Annotated in this window: 22 protein-coding genes; 15 read left to right on the top strand and 7 right to left on the bottom strand. The window is 43.3% G+C overall.

Annotated elements, in window-relative coordinates; all coding sequences use genetic code 11:
• Window positions 1-5 precede the first annotated feature (5 nt).
• From NBH14_RS24280 to NBH14_RS24265, 4 genes are all read left to right on the top strand, one after another.
• Window positions 6-1133, top strand: coding sequence for a glycosyltransferase family 4 protein (locus tag NBH14_RS24280; protein ID WP_186961988.1), 1128 nt, complete (start codon window positions 6-8; stop codon window positions 1131-1133).
• Window positions 1130-2182: an NAD-dependent epimerase gene (locus NBH14_RS24275; protein ID WP_186961987.1), complete on the top strand. Its 1053-nt coding sequence runs from the start codon at window positions 1130-1132 to the stop codon at window positions 2180-2182. The genes NBH14_RS24280 and NBH14_RS24275 overlap by 4 nt, the downstream gene beginning before the upstream one ends.
• Window positions 2183-2211: 29 nt before the next feature.
• Entirely contained in the window at window positions 2212-2838 is a 627-nt protein-coding gene (locus NBH14_RS24270; protein WP_250817819.1) for a glycosyltransferase, read from the top strand.
• Between the two features lie 130 nt (window positions 2839-2968).
• On the top strand, window positions 2969-4348 hold the full coding sequence (locus tag NBH14_RS24265) for an RNA-binding domain-containing protein (protein WP_186961986.1): 1380 nt from the start codon (window positions 2969-2971) through the stop codon (window positions 4346-4348).
• Window positions 4349-4407: 59 nt separating this feature from the next.
• Here NBH14_RS24265 and NBH14_RS24260 read toward each other — a convergent pair whose 3' ends face one another.
• The 4 genes from NBH14_RS24260 to NBH14_RS24245 all read right to left on the bottom strand — a co-directional run bounded on the left by NBH14_RS24260 (window position 4408) and on the right by NBH14_RS24245 (window position 6329).
• A complete protein-coding gene (locus NBH14_RS24260; RefSeq protein WP_186961985.1) occupies window positions 4408-4680 on the bottom strand; it encodes a hypothetical protein in 273 nt (90 codons plus the stop codon).
• A complete protein-coding gene (locus NBH14_RS24255; protein WP_186961984.1) occupies window positions 4677-4991 on the bottom strand; it encodes a hypothetical protein in 315 nt (104 codons plus the stop codon). The genes NBH14_RS24260 and NBH14_RS24255 overlap by 4 nt, the downstream gene beginning before the upstream one ends.
• Window positions 4992-5311: 320 nt before the next feature.
• Window positions 5312-5773, bottom strand: coding sequence for a glucosaminidase domain-containing protein (locus tag NBH14_RS24250; RefSeq protein WP_186961983.1), 462 nt, complete (start codon window positions 5771-5773; stop codon window positions 5312-5314).
• Window positions 5774-5870: 97 nt separating this feature from the next.
• A complete protein-coding gene (locus NBH14_RS24245; protein ID WP_186961982.1) occupies window positions 5871-6329 on the bottom strand; it encodes an HU family DNA-binding protein in 459 nt (152 codons plus the stop codon).
• Between the two features lie 383 nt (window positions 6330-6712).
• Between NBH14_RS24245 and NBH14_RS24240 the strand changes: the two genes are divergently transcribed.
• From NBH14_RS24240 to NBH14_RS24195, 10 genes are all read left to right on the top strand, one after another.
• The gene (locus tag NBH14_RS24240) at window positions 6713-7135 is read left to right on the top strand and encodes a hypothetical protein (RefSeq protein ID WP_044214371.1); all 423 of its coding nucleotides are present in this window, start codon (window positions 6713-6715) and stop codon (window positions 7133-7135) included.
• Between the two features lie 324 nt (window positions 7136-7459).
• The gene (locus NBH14_RS24235; RefSeq protein WP_250817818.1) at window positions 7460-7960 is read left to right on the top strand and encodes a hypothetical protein; all 501 of its coding nucleotides are present in this window, start codon (window positions 7460-7462) and stop codon (window positions 7958-7960) included.
• The gene (locus NBH14_RS24230) at window positions 7957-9312 is read left to right on the top strand and encodes a replicative DNA helicase (protein WP_250817817.1); all 1356 of its coding nucleotides are present in this window, start codon (window positions 7957-7959) and stop codon (window positions 9310-9312) included. The genes NBH14_RS24235 and NBH14_RS24230 overlap by 4 nt, the downstream gene beginning before the upstream one ends.
• 13 nt (window positions 9313-9325) lie before the next feature.
• Window positions 9326-10504 (top strand): CHC2 zinc finger domain-containing protein, encoded by a 1179-nt coding sequence (locus tag NBH14_RS24225; RefSeq protein ID WP_186961981.1) that lies wholly within the window; start codon window positions 9326-9328, stop codon window positions 10502-10504.
• A complete protein-coding gene (locus tag NBH14_RS24220; protein ID WP_186961980.1) occupies window positions 10501-10764 on the top strand; it encodes a DUF4248 domain-containing protein in 264 nt (87 codons plus the stop codon). The genes NBH14_RS24225 and NBH14_RS24220 overlap by 4 nt, the downstream gene beginning before the upstream one ends.
• A 331-nt stretch (window positions 10765-11095) precedes the next feature.
• Window positions 11096-12556 carry a capsule assembly Wzi family protein gene (locus NBH14_RS24215; RefSeq protein WP_250817816.1) on the top strand — a complete coding sequence of 487 codons (1461 nt, stop codon included), beginning with the start codon at window positions 11096-11098 and terminating at the stop codon, window positions 12554-12556.
• Window positions 12557-12561: 5 nt separating this feature from the next.
• Window positions 12562-12951, top strand: a complete 390-nt coding sequence (locus NBH14_RS24210) for a lipocalin-like domain-containing protein (RefSeq protein ID WP_350464063.1) — start codon at window positions 12562-12564, stop codon at window positions 12949-12951.
• 334 nt (window positions 12952-13285) lie between these two features.
• Window positions 13286-15697: an SLBB domain-containing protein gene (locus NBH14_RS24205; RefSeq protein WP_250817814.1), complete on the top strand. Its 2412-nt coding sequence runs from the start codon at window positions 13286-13288 to the stop codon at window positions 15695-15697.
• A 42-nt stretch (window positions 15698-15739) separates the two neighbouring features.
• Window positions 15740-16846, top strand: a complete 1107-nt coding sequence (locus tag NBH14_RS24200) for a Wzz/FepE/Etk N-terminal domain-containing protein (RefSeq protein ID WP_186961821.1) — start codon at window positions 15740-15742, stop codon at window positions 16844-16846.
• Between the two features lie 215 nt (window positions 16847-17061).
• Window positions 17062-19323: a Helicase associated domain protein gene (locus tag NBH14_RS24195; RefSeq protein ID WP_186961822.1), complete on the top strand. Its 2262-nt coding sequence runs from the start codon at window positions 17062-17064 to the stop codon at window positions 19321-19323.
• 21 nt (window positions 19324-19344) lie between these two features.
• Here NBH14_RS24195 and NBH14_RS24190 read toward each other — a convergent pair whose 3' ends face one another.
• A complete protein-coding gene (locus tag NBH14_RS24190) occupies window positions 19345-20193 on the bottom strand; it encodes a histidinol-phosphatase (RefSeq protein ID WP_186961823.1) in 849 nt (282 codons plus the stop codon).
• A 120-nt stretch (window positions 20194-20313) separates the two neighbouring features.
• On the opposite strand from NBH14_RS24190, the gene NBH14_RS24185 reads away from it, so the two are divergent.
• Window positions 20314-20484: a hypothetical protein gene (locus NBH14_RS24185; protein WP_186961824.1), complete on the top strand. Its 171-nt coding sequence runs from the start codon at window positions 20314-20316 to the stop codon at window positions 20482-20484.
• A gap of 75 nt (window positions 20485-20559) precedes the next feature.
• On the opposite strand, the gene NBH14_RS24180 is transcribed toward NBH14_RS24185, so the two are convergent.
• Window positions 20560-21210, bottom strand: a complete 651-nt coding sequence (locus tag NBH14_RS24180) for a hypothetical protein (RefSeq protein ID WP_186961825.1) — start codon at window positions 21208-21210, stop codon at window positions 20560-20562.
• A 100-nt stretch (window positions 21211-21310) separates the two neighbouring features.
• On the bottom strand, window positions 21311-22501 hold the full coding sequence (gene kbl / locus NBH14_RS24175) for a glycine C-acetyltransferase (protein WP_186961826.1): 1191 nt from the start codon (window positions 22499-22501) through the stop codon (window positions 21311-21313).
• Between the last annotated feature and the right edge of the window lie 182 nt (window positions 22502-22683).

The following is a 22683-nucleotide window of genomic DNA, read 5'->3' as shown; positions in this document are numbered from 1 at the left end:
ATTTGATGCAAAGTAAGTTATATATAGTTGTAAACGAAGATACTTTCTTTCTCTCACATCGTAAGGAGGTTGCTCTTATTGCTATGAAAGCCGGTTATGATGTAACTATAGTTTCAAAAGATACAGGGAAGAAGAGAGAAATAGAATCTTTGGGTTTGAAGATGATAGATTTTCCTATTAATCCAACGGGAAAGAATATCTTGCAGGAATTATTGACATTTATCTTTCTATTTAAGCTATACAAACGAAATTGTACATCTATTGTTCATCATGTTGGATTGAAGAATATTTTGTGGGGAGGGTTAGCCGCAAAATTGACAGGTGTAAAAGGTGTTGTAAATGCAGTTAGTGGATTGGGTATTTTATTTTCACAAGAGAATATATCATTATTATCTCGTTTGGTTTTATCCATCTTACGTTTCTCTCACAACCGTAAAAATGTAAAAGTTATTTTTCAAAATCATGAGGATGAATCATTATTTCTGAAATATCATATTGTAAAAAATGAAAATGTTATATTTATAAAAGGTTCTGGAGTTGATTTAAATCAATTTGTTTATCAACCGGAGTTATCAGACAGCATTATAAAAGTGATATTCTCAGGTCGTATGCTCCGAGAAAAAGGTCCACTGGTTCTTATAGAGGCTGCTTTACTGCTTCAGAATGAATATAAAGATCGAGTTCAATTTCTGCTTTGTGGTGGATTATCAAAAAATCCTAAAGCTATAAAAGAAAAAGATCTTCTATGTCATTGTGATGGAAATTATATTCAATGGCTAGGATATCGGGAAGATATAAAAACATTACTGATTAGATCTCATATTGTTGTTTATCCAAGTTACTATCGTGAAGGAGTTCCTAAATCATTAATTGAAGCAGTTGCAATTGGACGACCCATTATTACAACAAATTCGATTGGCTGTAGGGATACGGTAGAGGATGGTATTAATGGTTTTTTAATACCGATTAAAGATAGTAAAGCATTAGCCGAGAAATTGAGAATACTAATTGACAACGCCGAATTGAGAAATGTAATGGGAATGAATTCTCGTAAAATAGCTGAACGTTACTTTTCAATAAATGACGTACTTACTAAACATTTAAAAATTTATAATAATTTAGAGGCTAAATGAAAATTCTGATTACTGGTTCTGCTGGCTTTATTGCTTCTCAAATAGTGCTTGCCTTATTGAAGAAAGGTTGTGAAATAATTGGATTAGATAACATAAATAACTATTATGATACGGAACTGAAATATGCTCGTTTACAGGAAGTCGGTATTTCAAAGGATGCAATTGTATGGTATAAATATGTTGAAAGTTTAAAATATCCCAATTACCGTTTTATTCGTATGAATTTAGAAGATAAACAGGCTATGCAAATGCTTTTTAGTAATGAAAAGTTTGATGTGGTCTGTAATTTGGCTGCACAAGCAGGGGTTCGATATTCTATAGAGAATCCAGATACTTATATCCATAGCAATGTGGAGGGATTCTTAAATATCCTTGAAGGTTGTCGCTGGAGTAAAGTGAAGCATTTAATATATGCTAGTTCAAGTAGTATATATGGCTTAAATGCGAATCTTCCATTTTCTGAAGGAGAAAGTACAGTTCATCCGGTTAGCCTTTATGCTGCATCAAAGAAATCGAATGAATTGATGGCACATGCCTATAGCCATTTATATAGCATCCCAACTACGGGATTAAGATTTTTTACCGTGTATGGTCCTTGGGGACGTCCAGATATGTCGCCTTTCCTTTTTTTAGATGCTATGCTGCATAATCAGCCAATAAAAGTATTTAATAATGGGAACATGTTACGTGATTTTACTAATATTGATGATATAGTAGAAGGTGTTATTAAGGTGATAGATCATGTTCCTTTACCCAATAAGGATTGGGACCCACAAAATCCTGATCCCGGAACTTCTTCTGCTCCATATAGAATTTATAATATAGGGAATTCTCATCCAATAAAATTAATGGACTTTATTCAGACTATTGAAGATGTTATTGGTAAAAAGGCTAAGAAAATTTATTTGCCAATGCAGCCTGGAGATGTCTATCAGACAAGTGCTGATATAAGTCGTTTGCAAGCTGATTTAGGATTCAAACCTCATAAAACTTTAACAGAAGGAGTAAAAGAGACTGTAGAGTGGTATTGTGGTTATTATAATTTATGATCTATACTTTCTGACCAATCTGGCCGGTGATGGAGTCGGTGTATGAAGGGAAGCGGGAGGATAACCCATTCCGTCAGGAGAATGGTTTCGGTGACCGTATCGTGATCATGTATTCCGGTAATCATTCGGTGATGCATCCGTTGACGACGCTGTTGGAGACTGCTGTCCGGCTGAGTGATGACAAGCGTTTCCTGTTTGTTCATATCGGTGGCGGAGTACGTTTGCAGGAAGTCCGCGAATATAAGGAAGAGTATGGATTGGATAATGTCATGATCCTTCCTTACCAGTCGCGTGAACGGATTCATTTGTCGTTGGGTTCGGCCGATATCCAGGTTGTTTCGTTGGGAGAGGGATGTGTCGGATATACGCATCCGAATAAGGTCTATGGGGCTATGTTTATCGGCAAACCGATTCTCTATATCGGTCCGGAGAAGTCGCATATCAGTGATATCCTGAATGTCTGTAAAGGAAACATGGCTGTCTGTCATGAAGAATCGGAACTGTTGGCGGAAAAACTTTTAGCTTTTGCAGAACTTTCAGAAAGTCAAAAGAACGCAATCGGATTGTGTAACAAAACCTTTGCCGAACAGCATTTTCATCCTGATGTATTATTAGATCAGATGATACGGTCGGTAGAGTCGGTAGAGGAATTATGATATATAAGGGTGAATGTTCCGGAAATGTCTTGGTTGTTTTGCTGCGGTGGATCATGCGCAGTCACAACATGATTATTTTGAGGAGAAAGATAGTCTATATTTGTTTTTTGTGTAAGTTTGTAAAAAAAGTATGCACAATATCCCAGTCATAGAAGATCAGAATACAGAATTTAAAGTCTCGTTTAATACGGGAGTCATTGAATCTTTGGTTGCATTTGCAAATGCAGGTGGAGGGACTGTATACGTGGGTGTCGATGATAGTGGTAAACTTCTGGGGATACAACTTGCAAAAGAAAGCGTTCAGAATTTTGTAAATGAGATTAAAAGCAAGACGGCTCCGGTATTAATACCCGATGTCAATGTGATAGAGGTTGACGGCAAACAGATTGTAGCTTTTCAGATTCAGGAATATCCGATTAAACCGGTGGCAGTTCAAGGTCGGTATTATAAACGGGTTAATAATTCGAATCACCAGTTGACTGTCGGTGAAGTAGTAAATTTATATTTGCATACAATCAACTCCAGCTGGGATACTTATGTCGATGCGTTACATACAATTGATGATATATCGCTAGAGAAAGTTCAGAAAGCTATTGATCTTTTGGAAAACAAAGGTCACAGTATCACTGAAGATCCTTTGTCCTTTTTGTTGAAATATAATATGCTAAGAGAGGACAAAATAACAAATGCAGCTTTTTTACTCTTTCATAAAGATGATAATATTATCTCAACAGTAGAGCTGGGACGTTTTCAAACGGACATTATTATTAAAGATTCTGCTCGTTCGAAGTCGGATGTACTAACCCAAATCAATGAGGTTTTGGATTTTGTACGGAAGCATATTAACAAAGAAATAATTATTACCGGTAGTGCTTATAACACCGAACGTTGGCAATATCCCCTTGAAGCAATAAGAGAAATTGTTTTGAACATGATCATTCATCGTGATTATCGCTCAGCTTCGGATTCGATTGTGAAAGTGTACGATAATAAAATTGAATTTTTCAATCCAGGTATGCTTCCAGATGATATTACGGTTGATGATTTAATGAATAATCGCTACAAATCGACACCACGGAATAAAATGGTTGCTGATTTCTGTAAAGATTTAGGGTTGATAGAGAAATATGGTTCGGGAATTCGTCGGGTTATTACCTTATTTAAAGAGGCCGGATTACCTTTACCGAAGTTTGAGCAGATTTCAGGAGGATTGAATGTGACAGTATATTCAAAGACTTTTGAAGGAGGGGATAGTGATAAGGTCATAGGTCGGGTCGGTGATAGGGTCGGTGATAAGGTCGGTGATAGGGTCGGTGATAAATTGTCTGAAACGCAGAAAAGAATATTGAACTTAATGCAACAAAATCCGTCCGTATCGGCTCAAAGTTTGTCAGAAGAAATAGGTATTTCAAAGAGAAAGATAGAAGAGAATATTCGGACTTTGAGGGAAAGAAGTAAAATTGTGCGAATCGGAAATGCTAAGTCCGGTCATTGGGAGGTTTTGGATTAACTAATACACAAAAAGCCTGTTACCCCTCCATATCAGAGAAGATAACAGACTTTAAACGATCAAACATCCGTCTCTTCATCTTCCCATTCCTCTTCCGGATAATACTGGTCGATGATAACGAAAAACAGATGATATTTACATAAGATATGGCGTATCCAGCGTTCGCTGACCAATAGCTTCTTACTGATCCGGGAGATGTCCCGGTCGGTAATCCCGGAGACATCCATGCTTTCGGCATGTTTTTGGTAAGCCTTCAACAAACAGTCATAGATAGCATATCCGGTCGCTTTGTTGCGGCGGATCATACGTTGGTAATTTTCTTTGTAACTCATGCGGTGAATAATTTGTATAGACCGCTGATCAGTCCCGCAGCCATCAGGCTGTAACCGGCAATGTCTATGGGTTCGACACGTTGTTTGGTTCCCCAGTCGCCCTGGTGGAGAGCGAGAGTATCGCTCCGATAGTTGTCAGCGTCACTTCCGTCTGCTCCATCAGTAGAGACAACAGGGTGATCGCCATCAGGAAGAGGACGAGGATAGGGATGGGGACAAGGGCAGTCACCGGCTGCCGACTTTTGCCTGCGGGGAAAGATGATCCGGGCAAGGCTGGTGAGGAAGGCAAGAATTGTTTCAAGGGTTTTCATTTTGTATAAATTAAAATTTAGAAATAATTGAGTTATTTATGGTGTCTTTTAAACGAGGTTTGCCTCGTGCCGCAGGCTCTCTTTTGCCGTTGGTTTCAACCAACGGTTTTAAATACAGGAGGCAAAGCCTCTTCCTCTGTGGGATTTATCCCCTTTCATAATATGATACCAGATAAAGGGGTTGAAACCCACAGAGGAATCCGGTAAAACCGGAAGATTTATCTATCCGTCAGTTGAAACTGACGGCAAAAGAGAGCCTATGGCATGGGGCAAGCCCCATTAAAGAGACACTAATAGTTCTTTTCTGATAAAAGGTGAACTCAGCAAACAGTATATCTTTCGATCGTCCGGCAAATCGACACCAGCATCCTCTGATAGGCAGCACGGTTGTCACCATTCACTTCGCTGATGTATTTGCTGTAAGCGATCTCTTTGGCATAAGCCGAAGGGTGGGCACTGAGTGAGGCGGCTACCGGATAAGCGGTGTGGATCAGGCGGGCGAAGTCCATGAAACTGTCTTCCGCCGAATTGTAGGTGCGGAACCATAAGGAAGTATGGCCGCTGTTTTCAGAAAGATCGGTCTTTTCGCCTTTCCAGAAAGCGTTTGGACGTCCGTAGGCGGTGATGCCGAAGAAGTTATGATGCTCCTTTGCCAGCGTACTTTCTCCCCAGCCGGTTTCGATGGCCGATTGGGCAAGGATGATGATCGGATTGATTCCGAAACATTCCCCCGCCTTTTGAGCGGGGAAAAGATACTGTTTAATGTATTCCTGTTTTACCATAGTGAATGATTGTTTAATGTGCCAATATGCCAATGGGAATACCAACTGTTGCTATCTGAATTGGCAGATTGGCAAATTAGCACATTGGCAAATTATTTTACTCGATTTCCGGACGGTCACTGCCACCGCTGCCCTGGCCTTCTTCCGGTTTGCTTTCTGTACCGGGGATATTGTATTTTTCGAAACTGGCATTACGGATCGTGTCCGTCAGCATTGTACCCGGATAGAAAACGATATGTGCTCGGTGGAACAGAGAGGTATTGAAATCCTTTTCCGTAGAAGATCCTTTGCTGCCGGCAACCATCCGGAAACTGCCGAAGTCGCCCAGATGGATCGATTCTCCGTCGGCCAGCGATTCATTCATGACGGACAAGAGTCCGTCGAGTACCAGCAGGATATCACCGCGGCTGGCAGTGCTGTATTTGCTGATACGGCTGCAAATACGGTTCAGATCGACCTTTTTGGTGATGCTGGTCTGTGCATAGTAAAGTTCGGCCCCTTCGGCCGCATCCTTACTCATGTCTCTTCTTTTGACAAGTCTGAATTTTAATGGCATAATGGTAATTGAAAATTGAAAATTAATAATTGAAAATTGTTGGTTATCGATAACATTACAAAGGTAATTGCTGCGGAAAAGTGGCTGCCGGATAGAAGCAGATAGCGGTAGTTGGATGAGAATAAAGAAGGTTATTATTTATCGGAAAAAGAGCTGATAACCGCCGTTGAAAGATAGGTGTTTTAACGGCAAAACATATATGATTTGCGAACGAAACATATATGTTTTGTAAAAGGAAAAAGAGGGTATTTCACAAGAATAGAGACCGGAATTACGATTTAAAATCAGAAAATTATGAATACAAATAAAATAAATCGTATAGTGAATAATTTAATTGAAGTTTTAAAAAAACAATCAGGGCGATAACTGGAAATCATTTGTCGTTGGAGTCTTTGTCAAATTGGCTTGAAACGCAGCCGGATAAAGGACGCTATGTGATGTTGTTGGCGTGGCTCCTGGGGGAACCAGCTATAAAGCAACATACAACCTGGGAGGTGTTAAGAAAACGTTTTAATAAACATCATCGGGATGATATTCTGGAATATTGCGAAATTGATGCCTGCCGTTTGTTGATCGAACGTATCGTGGTGAACGATCCGGATTTATTTATTGCTTATATCTCGGCCATGCTCCGTTGCAAAATAATAGACGGAACGTATGAAAAGACAGCTGACCGTATCGACCTTGTTTTTCGTACCGGCAGGGAAATCAGTACCATTTGCAACCATCTGAGCGAAGCGGATGATGTGTATTTTGACATTTGTGAAGCGGTTAGAGAGACGAAAAAGAAGTACAAGAAAAATTGAAGTGACAGGAATATTGTTTAAACGATTGTAATCGAGGAATTTACAATTGAGAAATGCCCTCAAGATATATTTTTCAAGGCGAGTAGTAATGGCTAAATTTGCATCAGAACGTTAGGGTATTATTTCATTTGCGAAAAAAATGATGGAAATTACGATTTATAAATTCTAGATAAGAAAGATAGTTCTAACTATATTAAAAGAGAGGCATCCGGATACGTATAGAGTTTACATACGGTAGTGCTTCGGGATAATGACTATCAAGTTTTAGCGCAAATAGTAATCTCATAACAGGGCAAATATTAATTTTCTTTAAATGTAATTATTATGAACGCAAAACAAACGAAAGAAAACCCGGAGGTATTGTGGATGGGAAAGTCTTTTATGAAGATGCCTCGAAAAGTGTTGGTGCTGTCGGTCAGTGCCAGAAAGAAAGAACGTCACCTTGCCCGTATCTACATGGCATTAGCAACGATGAGTTATTTTAAACCCGGATTTATGAAGTTGGGGCGTATCCAGTACGTTTGCCATGTAGGGGAATATTTTTGTACTTATCAGTTCCTGGCTGATCGTACTGATATCAGTGTCGGTTCGGTGGGTTATTATCTGAGAAAGTTGGCTCGTGAACGATTGATCGAATATGGTCCTGTGGCGGGAGGCACAAAAATCAAGATTTGTAATTATAATTATTTTTCGGGACAGATAACGGAGAATACGGATAACAACGGGAACGATATTTCTGCCGCTCAGGCAATGGCTGCTGCCGAACGGGCGATGGGAGGTCGTAGTAAACAATTTTCACCCAAAGGAAAGGGAGGCGAAGCATGAAAGAAGATGTTGACGAACAGAAAGATCTGACTTTAGCGGAGGTGGAGAGCACGTTGGTGTGCTGCCTGCTGACCAGTGTGGATGCTCCGGGCCTGGTTTCGACATTGCTGCATAAGGAAATGTTTTCGGATGCAGCGCTGGGATTTGTTTTCCAGGCGGTAATGAATTTGTATGAACAGGGTGTGCAACCGGATATGGTGTCGGTCGAAACGGAGATGCGGCGGATGGATGAAGCTCGCTGGAAGGAGCTGAACGGATTGTCGTTCCTGCTGACGGCGATGCTGAATGTGCGCCATGGCGGAAATGTGCAGCATTATGCTCAGGAGATAAAGCGCCAGTATATGTTACGTTGCCTGGCACAGTTGTTTGTCCTGCTGAATATTAAGAGCAGTTGTTTTGATGCTGACCCGGAGGCCGTTATTTCGGAAGCGGAAGATTCGTTGCTGAAACTGCGGGGGGAAGTGGCCGGTAGTGAACCGATACGTCCGGTGGGTGTCCTGGCTACCGAAGCGGTTGCCTGGCACCGGGAGCGGTTGGATGGTTCGTACGACCGGAATCGCATACGGAGCGGGTTGGCTGAGTTCGATTATGTCACCGGTGGTTTTCATAAAGGGGAATTGTCCGTACTGGCGGGCCATTCGAGCGATGGCAAGACAGCAGTCGCCCTGCATATCGCTGTCCAGGCGGCCCGTGCCGGGAAACATGTCTGCCTTTTCAGTCTGGAGATGTCGAACTTGCAAATGCTGAACCGCATCCTGGCGGGCCTCACGGATGTCGATCCGGATCATCTGCGTATTTCGGGACTGACGGTCCACGAACTGGAGGTGCTCGAAAAGACCGGAAAGCAGTTGGAGCATCTGCCGTTGTATATTGATTACAAGGCGTGTAACACGTTGTCGGATATCCGTTCGAAGGTCATGCTGAAAAGCAAGAAAGGGGAATGTGATTTCGTGATCCTCGACTATCTGCATCTGCTGAGCAGTATCCGTCAGAAAAATGAAACGCAGGAACAGGTGGTTGGCCGTAACATCACGGCGCTGAAGCAACTGGCTTTGGATGCCGACTGCCCGGTGCTTGTCGTTTCGCAGGTGAACCGTGCCAGCGACCAGCGTGTCGACAAGGCGCATATCCCGGTGATGAGCGACCTGCGTGATTCGGGAACTATCGAACAGGTGGCTGATTGTGTATTTTTTGTCTATCGCCCGGAGCGTTACGGTATCGTCAAGGACGAACGTACAGGAGAAGACCTTAAAGGGGTAGGCAAACTCTATATCGTTAAAAACCGAAACGGTGCGACCGGTATTGCCCGTTTCCGTTATAATGCTTCGTACACTAAAATAACGGATTATTAATGGCAGAAACGATATGACATCTTATAATATCGATCAAATAAAAAGTTCGGTCCGCATAGAGGATGTGGCAGGGGGTTATGTCAACCTGTTGCGCTGCGGCAAATTGTTTAAGGGGCTTTGCCCATTCCACGACGACCATCATCCGTCGTTGATCGTCGATCCGCAGAAACAGACGTTCACTTGTTATGCCTGCGGCGAACATGGGGATGTGATTGCTTTCGTGCAGAAGATGGAGCGTTGCAGTTTTGCGGAAGCGACGGAGAAATTGAAAATTGAAAATGGAAAATTGAAAATTAATAAGACGAAGGCGAAGCCAGTCAAAGAAAAGAGTGACGAAAACAAATTTTCAATTTTCAATTCTCAATTTTCAATTGAAAAAAACTGCAAGTTTTTTTCCTCCCTTCTTCCTTATGCTTGCGGTGATTCGGACTTGACGCCTGCTTATCTGGATTTTGAGGTGGGTGTTTCGCCGGGTATGGTGCCGAAGGAATGGTATAAGATGCGGAACCGTGTCATTTTCCCGCTCCGTGATGAGATGGGAGGGTTGATAGGTTTTGCCGCGCGGAAACAACCGGACGGGGATCCGGATGAACCGAAATATAGAAATACGTCAGTGGAAGAGGGGTATCGGAAAAGTGAGAACCTGTATGCCTTGAATCTGGCGAAAGAGGCGATCCGGCAGGATGGTTTTGCATTTGTAGTGGAGGGGTATAAGGATGCCATAGCCATGCATGCGGCGGGTTTCAGGAATACAGTAGCTTTGTGCGGGACGGCTATGTGTGACGGACATGTCGCGTTGCTGAAAAAATATACTTCACAGGTGACTGTCTTGCTGGACGGGGATCGGGCGGGTGAGAAGGGTTCGACTGAAGCTGTAGCGATTCTTCGCCGGGAAGGTCTCTGGGCTGTCAAGGGAGAATTGCCTGCGGGTGAAGATCCGGATTCGCTCTTTCGCCTTTGGGGAAAGGAAGCTTTTGTCTCTTTTATCCGCGGGTTACGGAAACAATTACTGTCATCGGAAGAGGTCGCCTTATTTAACCGGATAAGTAGACAGGTGCAATTACTGCTGCAAAAGCATAATGCCTGGGAACGAAAAGTTTTGCTCAGTGATTTGACAAAGATGTTTGCTTATCGGACAGGCTTGTCGCTTCGTGACGGCCATCCGGCTACATTAGATTGGAGGTGGCTATGAAAGAGGATCAGAAAAATAAGAAGCCGGATAGGGAAGAAGAGGAAGAGAAATGGAAGAACCGTAGTTTCGGTTGGCTTGAACTGGGTATCCTGTACAGTCCGATGATAACACCGGCGGCAGCTTCCCGCCGTTTGAAAGCCTGGGTATTGGCAAACAAGGTCCTGGTCTCTCTTCTGAAAGCCGCCGGTTGGAATCGTAAGCAACGTGTCATGACACCGAAACAGGTGGAATGTATAGTAGAAATATTGGGAAGACCTTAATGATAGTAATATGCCAATATGGTAATGTGTCAATATGCCAATGGAGATAGTAATAGATTCATTATTTATCAGGTTTGAGCTATCCTGTCATCAACCTCACTTGACTATTACAGGTTTATTTGCCGTCTGCTTTAGCTGACGGACTAGTAAAGAATCTATCTCTTTGGACTTTAGTCCCATTTCTTAAAGCTTTCTATCTGAGAGAAATGTGGCTAAAGCCAAAAAAAAGAACCAGCTTATAAACCGTCAGCTAAAGCAGACGGCAAATGAACCTGTAACAGATGAGTCACTTTGATGGTTGGATAGTTCAATTATTTCTAATCAAAAACAAATGAAATTAATATCAAACTTACTTCTTTTGGGAGGTATTTTAGTGCTTCCCCTAAACTCTTATGCTCAGTTAACGAAAGGGTTGAGTTACCGTGCGGAAACCGGCGTGAGTTTTAGCGGCGGGGAGCATACTCCTTTCTGGCTGACGGCAAACAAGCAGGGATTGTCCTCTATCGAAAAGAATAACGGCTATCTGCGTGCCGGGGTCTTCCGGGAGTTGGAAAACGATAAACGTTTCTCGTATGCTTTCGGGGCGGATTTGGCTGTGGCATATAATTTTACATCGACTTGCGTGGTGCAACAATTGTATGCGGATTTGAAATACCGTTGCCTGGGATTGAGCATTGGAAGTAAGCGACATAGCGAGTTCAATAATCCGTTCCTTAGTAGTGGCGGACTGACATTTTCGGGAAATGCGCGTCCGGTTCCGCAGGTTCGTATCGGTATTCCTGAATATACGTTTGTTCCGGGGACAAAAGGTTGGTTGGCTTTCAAAGGTCATATCGCTTATGGTATGTTTACAGATGATAGCTGGCAAAAAGACTTTGTGGTTCCAGGAGGTAAACATACGGAACATGTGCTGTATCATTCCAAAGATTTGTATGTGAAGATTGGTAACCAGGAGAAGTTTCCTTTGATCTTTGAAGGAGGTCTTGAGATGGCTGCTCAATTCGGGGGAAATGCTTTTGTCGGCAATGAAAAGACCGATATGCCAAATGGGATAAAGGATTTCTTTAAAGTGTTTATTCCGAGCGGAGGGAGCAGTGATACTCCGCTTGGGGAACAGATGAATATTTATGGAAATCATTTAGGAAGTTGGAATTTCTCTTTAACGTGGTATGCTTCTAAAAATTGGACAATTCGTCCTTATTACGAACATTATTTTGAAGATCATTCGCAGATGTTCGGAGAATATGGCTGGAAAGACTGTCTGGCGGGAGTGGAAATAACGTTTCCTAAGAATCCGGTGATCGGTAGTTTTGTTTACGAATATATCTCAACGAAAGACCAGTCCGGTCCTGTTTATTGGGACCATACCCCTGAGATACCTGAACAGGTGAGTGGTGCGGATAGTTATTATAACCATGGAATTTATACCGGTTGGCAGCATTGGGGAATGGGAATTGGGAATCCGCTAGTCATGTCTCCGATCTATAATGTAGATGGTGATATCAGTTTTAAAAGTTCGCGTCTGCAAGGACATCATTTCGGGATCATGGGTAATCCTGTCAACGATTTGCAATACCGGATACTTTTATCGTTTACCCGTAACTGGGGAACTTATGGTTTGCCATTTTATGAGATCAAAAAGAATGGAAATGCATTGATAGAATTAACTTATACGCCCCATCAGTTAAAAGGCTGGGATTTTACAGGATCGCTAGGTGTTGACAGAGGCGGGATGTTGGGTAAAAGTGCCGGTGGCATGTTAACAATCAGAAAAACAGGATGGATACGATGAGTTCAATGAATACAATGAAAAGATACATAATAGTGGTGTTGCTGACCCTGATAGTCAGCTCCTGCGGAAAAATGCCGATCAACGGAGACCTGGATGGTCGCTGGCAGATCATGAAAATAGAATATGCATCAGGAGAGGAAGAGACGCCGGAACGGGCATATTACAGTGTTGCTTTGCATACCATCAATTTGATGAAGGTTGATGTAACCAGTCAGACCGGCAATATGGAATATACCGGAGATTCCTTGTTTGTAGTCATGCCGGTCAGTCATGTTGAAGATTTATTGCCATTTGGAATGAACGGAACGGAGCAACGTTTCGGCATCAAAGAATTAACATCAAAGCATTTGGTCCTCCAATCGGATTATGCCCGATTGGAGTTCAGGAAGTTTTGATTCATAATTTGCCATAATATGAGTTATTTGTGTCTTTTTAATGGGGCTTGCCCCATGCCGCAGGCTCTTTTTTGCCGTCAGTTTCAACTGACGGATAGATAAACCTTCCGGTTTTGCCGGATTCCTCTGTGGGTTTCAACCCCTTTTCCAGATATTTATAAGAATATGAAAGGGGATAAATCCCACAGAGGAAGAGGCTTTGCCTCCTATATTTAAAACCGTTGGTTGAAACCAACGGCAAAAGAGAGCCTGCGGCACGAGGCGAGCCTCGTTTAATAGCGTAAATAACTCATTTATTTCTAAAATCGAAATAACAACAAAAACAAATAACAATATGAATAACTTAATCAGAAATGTATTATTAGGGGGATTACTGTGCCTGTCGGTTCCGCTTGCGGCACAGGTATCCCAGGATTTGATTGACAAGGCGAAAGCCGCGGGTATGACGGATGACCAGATCCGTCAGGAGATGAATAAACGGATGGGACAGTCCGGAGCAGAACAGACTGCACGTACGGCATCGGATGCTGTGGTAACAGACCGTACGGTCACCGTTCCGGATGGAAAGGGGATACCTCCTTTGGATGCTCAGCGGGAAGCCAATCGTCCGGCGGGAGATTTAAGTGGAACCGTGTTCGGTCGTGAAATATTCTCAAACAAGAACCTGTCCTTTGAGCCGGATCTGAATGTACCGACTCCCAAAGGATATGTTTTATCTGCCGGAGACGAATTGCTGATCAATGTATGGGGAGATTCTGAACTGAATCTGAAACTGAAGGTTTCTCCCGAAGGAACAATTCTTATCCCTAACCTGGGCCCGGTCTCTGTGAGCGGACTGACTATTGAAACAGCCGAAAATCGTATCCGTCAGGAACTGGGGCGGATCATGTCTACTTTGTCCGGAAATACAGAGTCAGGAAGTACGGACGGGGCTAATACGTTCGTATCCGTTAGTCTGAGCCAGATACGCAGCATCAAAGTCAATATTGTAGGTGAAGTCGTTGCTCCGGGAACCTACACTTTACCTTCGTTTGCTACCTTGTTTAATGCTCTGTATGCAGCAGGGGGTGTAAATGAGATTGGTTCGCTTCGCGGAATAAAAGTGTACCGTAACAGTAAGGAAGTGGCAAAATTGGACGTGTATGATTATCTCCTGAATGGCAAATACAATACAAATATCCGTCTGGAAGAAAATGATATGGTGATCGTTTCTCCTTACGACCAGCTGGCTGTGGTTCGTGGAAAAGTAAAACGTAACCGCATTTTCGAAATGAAAAAAGGAGAAACTTTGCAGCAACTATTGAACATGGCCGGAGGCTTTACCGGAGATGCGTACAAGAAAGATGTCCGTATCAAACGAAAAGCCGGAAGCCGTTATCAGATAGCTACTGTTACGGAAGATAAATATCCTACTTTTGCGATAATGGATGGCGATTCTTTGTTGGTGGATTCTGTGATCCCCTTCTACGAAAACCGTCTGACAGTGACAGGAGCAGTCTGGCGTCCGGGAGAATATGAATTGAATGGTACGGTTCATACGGTCCGTCAACTGGTTGATCAGGCAGCCGGTTTGAAAGGAGATGAGTTTACCGGCCGTGCCCAGATTACCCGTTTGAATCCGGATTTCACAACGACTGTTATAGCCGTAGACATTCGTGGCATTCTCAGTGGCACATCTCCGGATATGGAACTTAAACCGGAAGACCAACTGAACATTCCATCCCTGTTTGACCTTCGCGAACCTTATACGATCAAAGTAAGCGGGGCGGTGAATTACATAGACACTGTCCTTCCTTACCGGAACAACCTGACAGTGGAAGATGCCATTATGATGGCCGGCGGATTAAAAGAATCGGCGGCAACGGTCAATGTGGAAGTAGCCCGAAGGATTAAGGATACAAAGACTTACGAAAACACTAACCGTACAGCCGAAGTATTCAATTTCGCATTGAACGATAATTTAGGCTTGATCTCTACGGATGGAAAGAAAAGCGATACGATCTTTACGTTGGAACCGTTCGATGAAGTGTATGTGCGTTTCTCACCGGGTTATCAGGAACAACAGGTGGTAAAGGTAAATGGTGAAATCACTTTCTCCGGTGATTACGTACTGGCAGAAAAGAACTCCCGTCTAAGTGATATCATCTCCAAAGCCGGAGGAATAACTCCTGATGCCTATGTAAAAGGGGCCAGCCTGAAACGCCAGCTGACAGAAGATGAGATGCGCCGCCTGGAAACTCTGCTGCAACTGAGTTCCAATAAACAGAGCCGCGATTCGGTTGCCCTGTCACTGGAAAACATTAAAGACTACTCGGTGGGTATCGATTTGGAAAAGGCCCTGGCAAATCCGGGGAGTGCGCACGATGTGGTGCTACGTGATGGGGATGCGCTTTATATCCCACAATTACAAAGTACGGTTAAGATAAACGGCGCCGTAACTTATCCAAACAGCGTGACCTATACGAAAGGGATGTCTGTGGGAGATTGCCTTTCACAGGCCGGTGGATATAACGATATTGCCCGCAAATATCCGATCGTAATCTATATGAACGGTAAAGTTGCAACAACGAAGAAATGCTTTATCTTCTTCAAACGTTATCCGAAAGTAGAACTGGGATGCGAAATCGTCGTTCCGACCAAGACACAGCGCGATCGTAAGACCAGCCTGGCAGAGGTACTGAGTATAGCCAGTTCAACCACTTCGATGGCAGCCATGGTCACCTCTATCATCAACACGCTGAAATAATTTTCAATTTTCAATCTTTAATTTTCAATTAACAAAGTGGATATGAATCAAATGAATACCCCTGAGACAGACAATGTGCAGGAGATAGACCTGGTAGAGTTGGCTAAACGGCTATGGGGGGAACGTAAGTTCCTGTTCAAATGCTGCGGAATCGCGATAGTTGTAGGATTGGTGGTCGCTTTTAGCATACCAAAAGAATATAGTACAACGGTAAAGTTGGCACCCGAAACGTCTGATCCATCCAAAAAGATGGGGAATCTGGGTGGATTGGCCGCCATGGCAGGGATTAACCTGAACAGCTCTTCGGGAGCGGATGCTATTTCTCCGGATTTGTATCCGGATGTGGTGCAGAGTATTCCTTTTCTGTTGGAGTTGTTTCCGGTACAGGTTGAGAGTGAAAAAGGAGATTACTCATCGACATTGTACGAATATATGAATGAGGATCAGAAAAGTGCGTGGTGGAGTTATGTAATGCAGGCTCCGTTCAAACTGTTGGGTGTAGTGAAAGATTTATTCTCAAAGGAAGAGGAAAAGAACAGTACGGAATTATCCTCTTTTCATCTAACAAAAGAGCAGTCTGATGTGATAGAGGATTTGCAGGAGCGCATTTCTGCCTCTGTGGATAAAAAGACATCGGTGATCACTGTCTCTGTCCAGATGCAGGACCCGTTGATCTCGGCGAATATCACTCAAATTGTTTTAGAAAAACTTCAGGGATACATAACTAATTACCGTACCCAGAAGGTAAAGCAAGATCTTGAATTCACAGAGAAAGTATTCGGTGAGGCGCGTGAATCTTACTACAAAGCACAACGTGCCTACGCGGCCTTTGAGGATGCCAACAAGAACATCATCTCAGCCAGCTACCGTACGGAACAGGAGCGTTTAAAGAATGAAATGACATTGACCTTCAATGTATACAATACATTGGCCCAGAAACTGGAACAGGATAAACTCCGTGTACAGGAACAGACACCGGTGTATACAATAATACAACCTGCCACAGTTCCTTTAAAAGCATCCTCTCCCAAGAAGCCGCTGATTCTGATCGGATTTGTATTCCTTGCCATATTTGGCGGAATCGGTTATCTGTTTATCAAAGACCTTTTCAAACCCAAAGAGGAAACTGAGGTTTTAGAGGTTGAATAATTGGGTTATTATAGAGTTCAACTTTTGTCAGATATGAACCTATCTTTTTTATATCGGAGCGTCAGCTCTGTCATGGCGGGCTTGACCCGGGACCTCATACTTGACTAAGAATCAACCAGTATGATGAGGTGGCGGGTCAAGCCCGCCATGACAGAAAGAGGGCCGCTATGATAGGATGAAGACTCACCTTTTTCTAGTATTGACATATTTTCTCAATGTCACTCTGCGATCTTTATCATTCTTATCATTATTTTGTCACTGAAGAATCCGGCTGTCTGCTGGTAGGATTCAGGGAGGATTCCGTTACTTTCATTGTGAAAGAGGTATGGAATAAGGAACCTGTCGGCTTGCCGGAAGTGGACAGGCTGTATACTGAAATGCAGCGAATCGGGGAAATGTGCGGCTGCAACCAGTTCCGGATTCTGGCTCATGGCGGTTATCTGCCGGAGGCACTTTCCTTTGAACTGCATGGACTGACTGTTTCGGATGAAAGTTATCTGAGAAGTCTGGAGACGGGAAAGCATATTGAACTCTTTTCACATAATGAAGCGGCTTACCGGGTTATTGAGGAAGGATTCAAAACGAACAGGATCGGAGCGGTTGTACAGGCGACCGGAACCGGGAAATCCTATCTGATTGCCCGCTATATCGTCAACCATTCGGAAGATGATATAGTGGTTATCGCTCCCAACGTTACGATCATTGCCGAGATCAAAAAAGCAATCGGCAGGACAATGCCGCATGTCGCCTACCGGACTTTCCAGGCATTAGTCCTGAATCGCGGAACAGTCGGTGAACTTAAAGCGAATCATATTATTATTGATGAGTTCCATCATTTCGGAGCCGAGGTATGGGGAAAAGCCGTACAGGAAGTAATAGATAACAATCCGGAAGCCCGTGTACTGGGAATGTCGGCCACTCCGATACGTCCCGAAGAGATGCTCGATACGGTAGAGGTCTATTTTAAGGGGAACCTGTTCCATGAACTGTCTTTGTCTATGGCTTGGTATTATAAGATTCTGCCTGTACCTGTTCTGGTGCAGAGCATATTCGATCTGAATAACCAGCTGGATAAAGTACAGCGAATGCTGAACAGGAGTGACTGTACTTTAGAAAGGCGCAAGCATATTCAGGACAAAATAGACTTTGCCCGTCTCGATTTTCGCGGTTCACTGAGTGCATCAGAACTAATCCGACGTTATCTTCCGAAAGAAGTAAAAAAAATGCTTGTCTTCTGTAAAGACAAGGAAGATCTTCAGCATATGATTCCCGAAGTATCGAACTGGCTCGGGCAGGCTGGCTTTGAAACGGAAACATTCGAGATCCATAACGGACTCAGCAATCGGGAGAATGAAAAGACGTTGCGTCGTTTCCGTAGGGAAACGGGAAAACTGCATGTACTTTTCTCTATAAATATGTTGATCGAAGGATTGCATGTGGAAGGAGTAGATGCAGCCATGTTCCTGCGACGTACGGAGTCGTATGTGGTTGCCTTGCAGCAGCTGGGCCGTTGCCTGAAAGCCGGTTCGGACCGTCATCCGGTAGTACTTGATTTTGTCAATAACCTTTCGGGGCGTTCTGTTTATGAGGCTATGTCAAGGGGGTTGGCTTATCATCCGGCGATCCGTGCCCCAAAGAACTTTAAAGGCTTTATGGAGTTTGAGGTCACGGGGTTCCTGTCTGATATCCGTGCCCGTGTGGATGATATGCTGGCAGAGTTGGATGCATGGCCGGTCATGTATGAACGTCTGATCGAATATAAGGAACGTGAAGGATGCTGGCCGCAGGCAGCCGAAGGGAAACTGGGAAACTGGTGTAACACCCAGCGGATTGCCCGGAAGAAAGGGACGTTGTCGGAAGATTATATCTTGCAGTTGGACCGGATCGGTTTCGAATGGGAAGTACAGGACAGCCGTTGGATGAACTGCTTTGAAGAACTGAAAACATTTATGGCTGTTGAACACCGCTGTCCCAAACGCGGCGAAAACAAACTGAATACCTGGTGCAACACCCAACGCCAGGCACGAAAGAAAGGTATCCTTTCCAAGGAAAGAATCCGGTTGCTCGATTCGATCGGATTCTGGTGGGAGCAGGATCTGGATTCGCTCTGGACGGAGAACTGGCAGCAGGTACTTGCCTACTACAAAAAACACAACCGCTGGCCCAAAAGCAACGAAGGCAAAGCCGGCAGCTGGTGTAACACCCAGCGTAAGAACCGGAAACAAGGTTTACTTTCGGCTGAACGCATCGCCCGGATGGATGCCGAAGGTTTTATCTGGACTATCGATGATGTCTGGATGGAAAACTATGAAAAACTACAACAATTCTTCTCTGAAAGCAACCGCTGGCCAACCGCCCGTGAGAACAAGCTAGGCAGTTGGTGTTTCGTACAGCGCAGAGCCTTGAAAAAAGGCGAACTCTCTTCTGATCGTAAGAATCTTCTGGATAAGATTTCTTTCCCCTGGAGTTTGAGGTAAATTTCCAATAATACTTTCCTATTAGTCAATGGCGACATCCTGCCATTCCCCTTTCACCAATTCACGGGTAGATTTAAACCCAATCTCTTTCAGCAATTTGAATGCCTTTTCCCGTCCGTCGTTTACCAGATCAGGATAATGGCAGTCGGAATTAACCATCACGGGGATGTTCATCTCTTTCAGTAATCCGAGGTACTCTTTCCGGGGAAATAGCTGTTGCTTCTTTTCCAGATTTTTGGTGTTTATTTCAACCATCAATCCTTTTTCGGCTATCAGGTCGAGGGTTGCTCTGAACGGTTCCTGATACCAGGCTGTGTCAAAAGAGAAACCTTCGCATTTGTGCCCGTTCATATATATTTTATCCATATGGCCGACAATATCGATACCGCCGGCTTCTATCATTTTTAGTGTCGAATCATAATAACGGGTTACCAACTTGCGGATATCTCCTTCAAAATAACGTTCCACCGATGCTTTATAATCAGCGAAGGAACCGTCGATACAGACCATATTCTCTTCACTCAGATGTTCGGAGATAGGAAGGAAATGGATGGAGCCGATGCGGTAGTCCAGCGGAAGTTCCTGGAAATAGGGGACGGATGGGTTGTAGGTTTCATCCAGATAATCAATTTCCAGGGCTGTATATATTTCTAACCGGTCGCTGTATTTCTTTTTCAGCCGGTCTATTTCAGCCAGGTATTCGGGCATGTCGTCTTTCGACATGTTCCAGAAGGTCTCGAAGGGCAGGGGGGAGTGTGATGAAAATCCATACGCCCGGAAGCCATGGGATATAGCGAACTTTACAAAGTCTTCAGGCGTACTGCGCCCGTCACAGAATGTACAATGACTGTGATAATTACTAAGTTGCATAAATATTCTATTGTCGATTGTTTTAGGAATACAAAGATAGAAAATCTTTCTGAACATATTGACCGGGACTGTTGTTTAATAGTTGAGAGAATGTTAAACAGGTGATAATTTATAAGAGATATGAACAGACGAGAAAGATTGGAACTGGAGGTTTCGAATATCCAGTCGAAGATAGATAATGCTCCGAAAGATATTCCTTCCCATATTTTAGATTCGTGGAGGAAAGATATAGTCAGTCTGGAGTTTGAGTTGAACAACCTTGTCGATGGCGAGGAAGATAATAATTACTGATAGGCATATTTATAGGTTAATAGATTGTTTTAGGAAGAAAAGAAGCGGCAACATCGGGATGTTCCGCTTCTTTTTTTATTGTGCTTGAGTGGCAAACTCAATCAGTTTTACGATATCATTTACTTGGTTCAGGCTGATTTTCTGGTCTTTTATGAAAGATGAAATTGATTCGGACTGTTCTTTGGGGAAGAGTTTCAGGAATGATTTTGCATTTGTGAATTTCTTCCTCTTTTGATTTTGTAAAAGATAATAGGTGTTTTCCGGATTATATTTATAGACGTAATTGTCGGTGCTGCCCATCTTCTGTTGCCGGGTCTGGTTGGCATCGATGGCCTGGACCGAGCCTTGTGTCGCAATACCGAATGCTCCTTTTTTCGCGAAAGGAACTGCTTTGGTTTTATAGTCGACCAGCAGGACGGTATTATTGACCGGAATATATTCCAGGAAACGGTTTAAATGCGGAATGAATTTGCGGTTGTCGATGTAAATGGTGTCTATGTTGCTGTTATTATCCATCGTCATGTCTTCTCCGTTGTTCAGGAAATGGAGTTCCTGGTAGACACAATTATAATTGAATTTTGTTTGATTGAAACGTTTGTTTTTTAATAACGCTTTACCGTCTGTAAATGAATCGAACAGATACTCTTTATTAGAGGGTGTTGTTTCCTGTGCTTTCAGGTTGAAACAACAGCAAAAAATAAGGCATATTAGTGGTAATGACTTCATTGTGGTTTGATTTTAAATGTTTTGACTGGCTGTTGTTAAAAACAGCGGAAAACGAGATATGCTTTCCGCTGTTATAGACTTCTATAAAATAGAAGAATGCTTATTTGATGACATTCAGCTCTTTACCAACTTTGATAAATGCTGCAATGGCTTTATCCAGATGTTCTTTTTCGTGGCCGGCAGACAACTGAACGCGGATACGGGCCTGGTCTTTCGGAACTACCGGATAGTAGAATCCTGTTACATAAATGCCTTCTTCCTGCATTTTTGCAGCAAAGTCCTGAGACAACTTGGCATCATACAACATCACGGCGCAGATTGCAGACTGTGTCGGTTTGATATCGAAACCGGCAGCCAGCATCTTATCGCGGAAGTAAGAAACGTTGTTCATCAGCTTAGTATGCAGTGCGTCGCTTTCTTTCAGGATCTTGAACATTTCCAGACTGGCTCCGACGATAGCCGGTGCTACTGAGTTAGAGAACAGATAAGGACGTGAACGCTGGCGGAGCATGTCGATAATTTCTTTTTTACCTGTAGTGAAACCACCCATAGCGCCACCGAATGCTTTACCTAATGTACCTGTGAAAATATCTATTTTTCCATATACATTATATTGTTCTGCCACACCGTGACCTGTCGGACCGGCTACACCGGCTGAGTGAGATTCGTCGACCATGACCAGTGCATCGTATTTTTCTGCCAGTTCGCAGATCTTGTCCATCGGGGCAACGTTACCGTCCATAGAGAAGACACCGTCTGTGGCGATGATGCGATGACGCTGTGCCTGAGCTTCCTGCAAGCAACGTTCCAGGTCAGCCATATCTGCGTTGGCGTAGCGATAACGTTTTGCTTTACACAAACGTACACCGTCAATGATGGAGGCGTGGTTCAACGCATCGGAGATGATGGCATCTTCTTCACCGAACAACGGTTCGAACAAACCGCCGTTTGCATCGAAACAGGCGGCATACAGAATCGTATCTTCTGTTTTGAAATAATCGGAAATAGCGGCTTCCAATTCTTTGTGCAAATCCTGTGTTCCGCAGATGAAACGAACGGATGACATACCGTATCCGTGAGAATCCATGGCATCTTTAGCTGCTTTAATCAGACGTTGGTTGTCTGACAGACCAAGGTAATTGTTGGCACAGAAGTTTAAAACATTACTTCCGGCATTTACTTTAATGTCGGCTCTTTGTGGCGTAGTGATAATACGCTCGTTTTTGTACAATCCGGCTGCTTTAATGTTAGCCAGTTCCTGTGTAAGGAAATCTTTCAGTTTACCGTACATAACTTTGTTTTTTGTTAGTATTTTTGAATCAAGTAGACTATTTAGTTAACAATTGATAGTTGAAAAGTAACAGTTAGTTCGTTTTTGTTACAAAGGGCTGTCAACAGTTAATAGTCAACTCTCAACTGGTGAAGCAAAGGTCATATTTTTTTTTGAATATTAGCATGAAAAAACACAAGAAA

It is taken from the genome of Parabacteroides caecihominis, from assembly GCF_023656785.1.
Classification (GTDB): Bacteria; Bacteroidota; Bacteroidia; order Bacteroidales; family Tannerellaceae; genus Parabacteroides; species Parabacteroides segnis.
This window is presented reverse-complemented; position numbering and strand designations above follow the sequence as displayed.

Bases quoted from the DNA above. Each gene is read 5' to 3' on its own strand.
- NBH14_RS24210 (WP_350464063.1), top strand. From the start codon at position 12,562: ATGAATACAATGAAAAGATACATAATAGTGGTGTTGCTGACCCTGATA.
- NBH14_RS24260 (WP_186961985.1), bottom strand. From the start codon at position 4,680: ATGAGTTACAAAGAAAATTACCAACGTATGATCCGCCGCAACAAAGCG.
- NBH14_RS24270 (WP_250817819.1), top strand. From the start codon at position 2,212: ATGGAGTCGGTGTATGAAGGGAAGCGGGAGGATAACCCATTCCGTCAG.
- NBH14_RS24225 (WP_186961981.1), top strand. From the start codon at position 9,326: ATGACATCTTATAATATCGATCAAATAAAAAGTTCGGTCCGCATAGAG.
- NBH14_RS24255 (WP_186961984.1), bottom strand. From the start codon at position 4,991: ATGAAAACCCTTGAAACAATTCTTGCCTTCCTCACCAGCCTTGCCCGG.
- NBH14_RS24230 (WP_250817817.1), top strand. From the start codon at position 7,957: ATGAAAGAAGATGTTGACGAACAGAAAGATCTGACTTTAGCGGAGGTG.
- NBH14_RS24205 (WP_250817814.1), top strand. From the start codon at position 13,286: ATGAATAACTTAATCAGAAATGTATTATTAGGGGGATTACTGTGCCTG.
- kbl (WP_186961826.1), bottom strand. From the start codon at position 22,501: ATGTACGGTAAACTGAAAGATTTCCTTACACAGGAACTGGCTAACATT.
- NBH14_RS24265 (WP_186961986.1), top strand. From the start codon at position 2,969: ATGCACAATATCCCAGTCATAGAAGATCAGAATACAGAATTTAAAGTC.
- NBH14_RS24180 (WP_186961825.1), bottom strand. From the start codon at position 21,210: ATGAAGTCATTACCACTAATATGCCTTATTTTTTGCTGTTGTTTCAAC.
- NBH14_RS24275 (WP_186961987.1), top strand. From the start codon at position 1,130: ATGAAAATTCTGATTACTGGTTCTGCTGGCTTTATTGCTTCTCAAATA.
- NBH14_RS24215 (WP_250817816.1), top strand. From the start codon at position 11,096: ATGAAATTAATATCAAACTTACTTCTTTTGGGAGGTATTTTAGTGCTT.
- NBH14_RS24245 (WP_186961982.1), bottom strand. From the start codon at position 6,329: ATGCCATTAAAATTCAGACTTGTCAAAAGAAGAGACATGAGTAAGGAT.
- NBH14_RS24195 (WP_186961822.1), top strand. From the start codon at position 17,062: ATGTCACTCTGCGATCTTTATCATTCTTATCATTATTTTGTCACTGAA.
- NBH14_RS24250 (WP_186961983.1), bottom strand. From the start codon at position 5,773: ATGGTAAAACAGGAATACATTAAACAGTATCTTTTCCCCGCTCAAAAG.
- NBH14_RS24200 (WP_186961821.1), top strand. From the start codon at position 15,740: ATGAATCAAATGAATACCCCTGAGACAGACAATGTGCAGGAGATAGAC.
- NBH14_RS24235 (WP_250817818.1), top strand. From the start codon at position 7,460: ATGAACGCAAAACAAACGAAAGAAAACCCGGAGGTATTGTGGATGGGA.
- NBH14_RS24190 (WP_186961823.1), bottom strand. From the start codon at position 20,193: ATGCAACTTAGTAATTATCACAGTCATTGTACATTCTGTGACGGGCGC.
- NBH14_RS24280 (WP_186961988.1), top strand. From the start codon at position 6: ATGCAAAGTAAGTTATATATAGTTGTAAACGAAGATACTTTCTTTCTC.
- NBH14_RS24220 (WP_186961980.1), top strand. From the start codon at position 10,501: ATGAAAGAGGATCAGAAAAATAAGAAGCCGGATAGGGAAGAAGAGGAA.
- NBH14_RS24185 (WP_186961824.1), top strand. From the start codon at position 20,314: ATGAACAGACGAGAAAGATTGGAACTGGAGGTTTCGAATATCCAGTCG.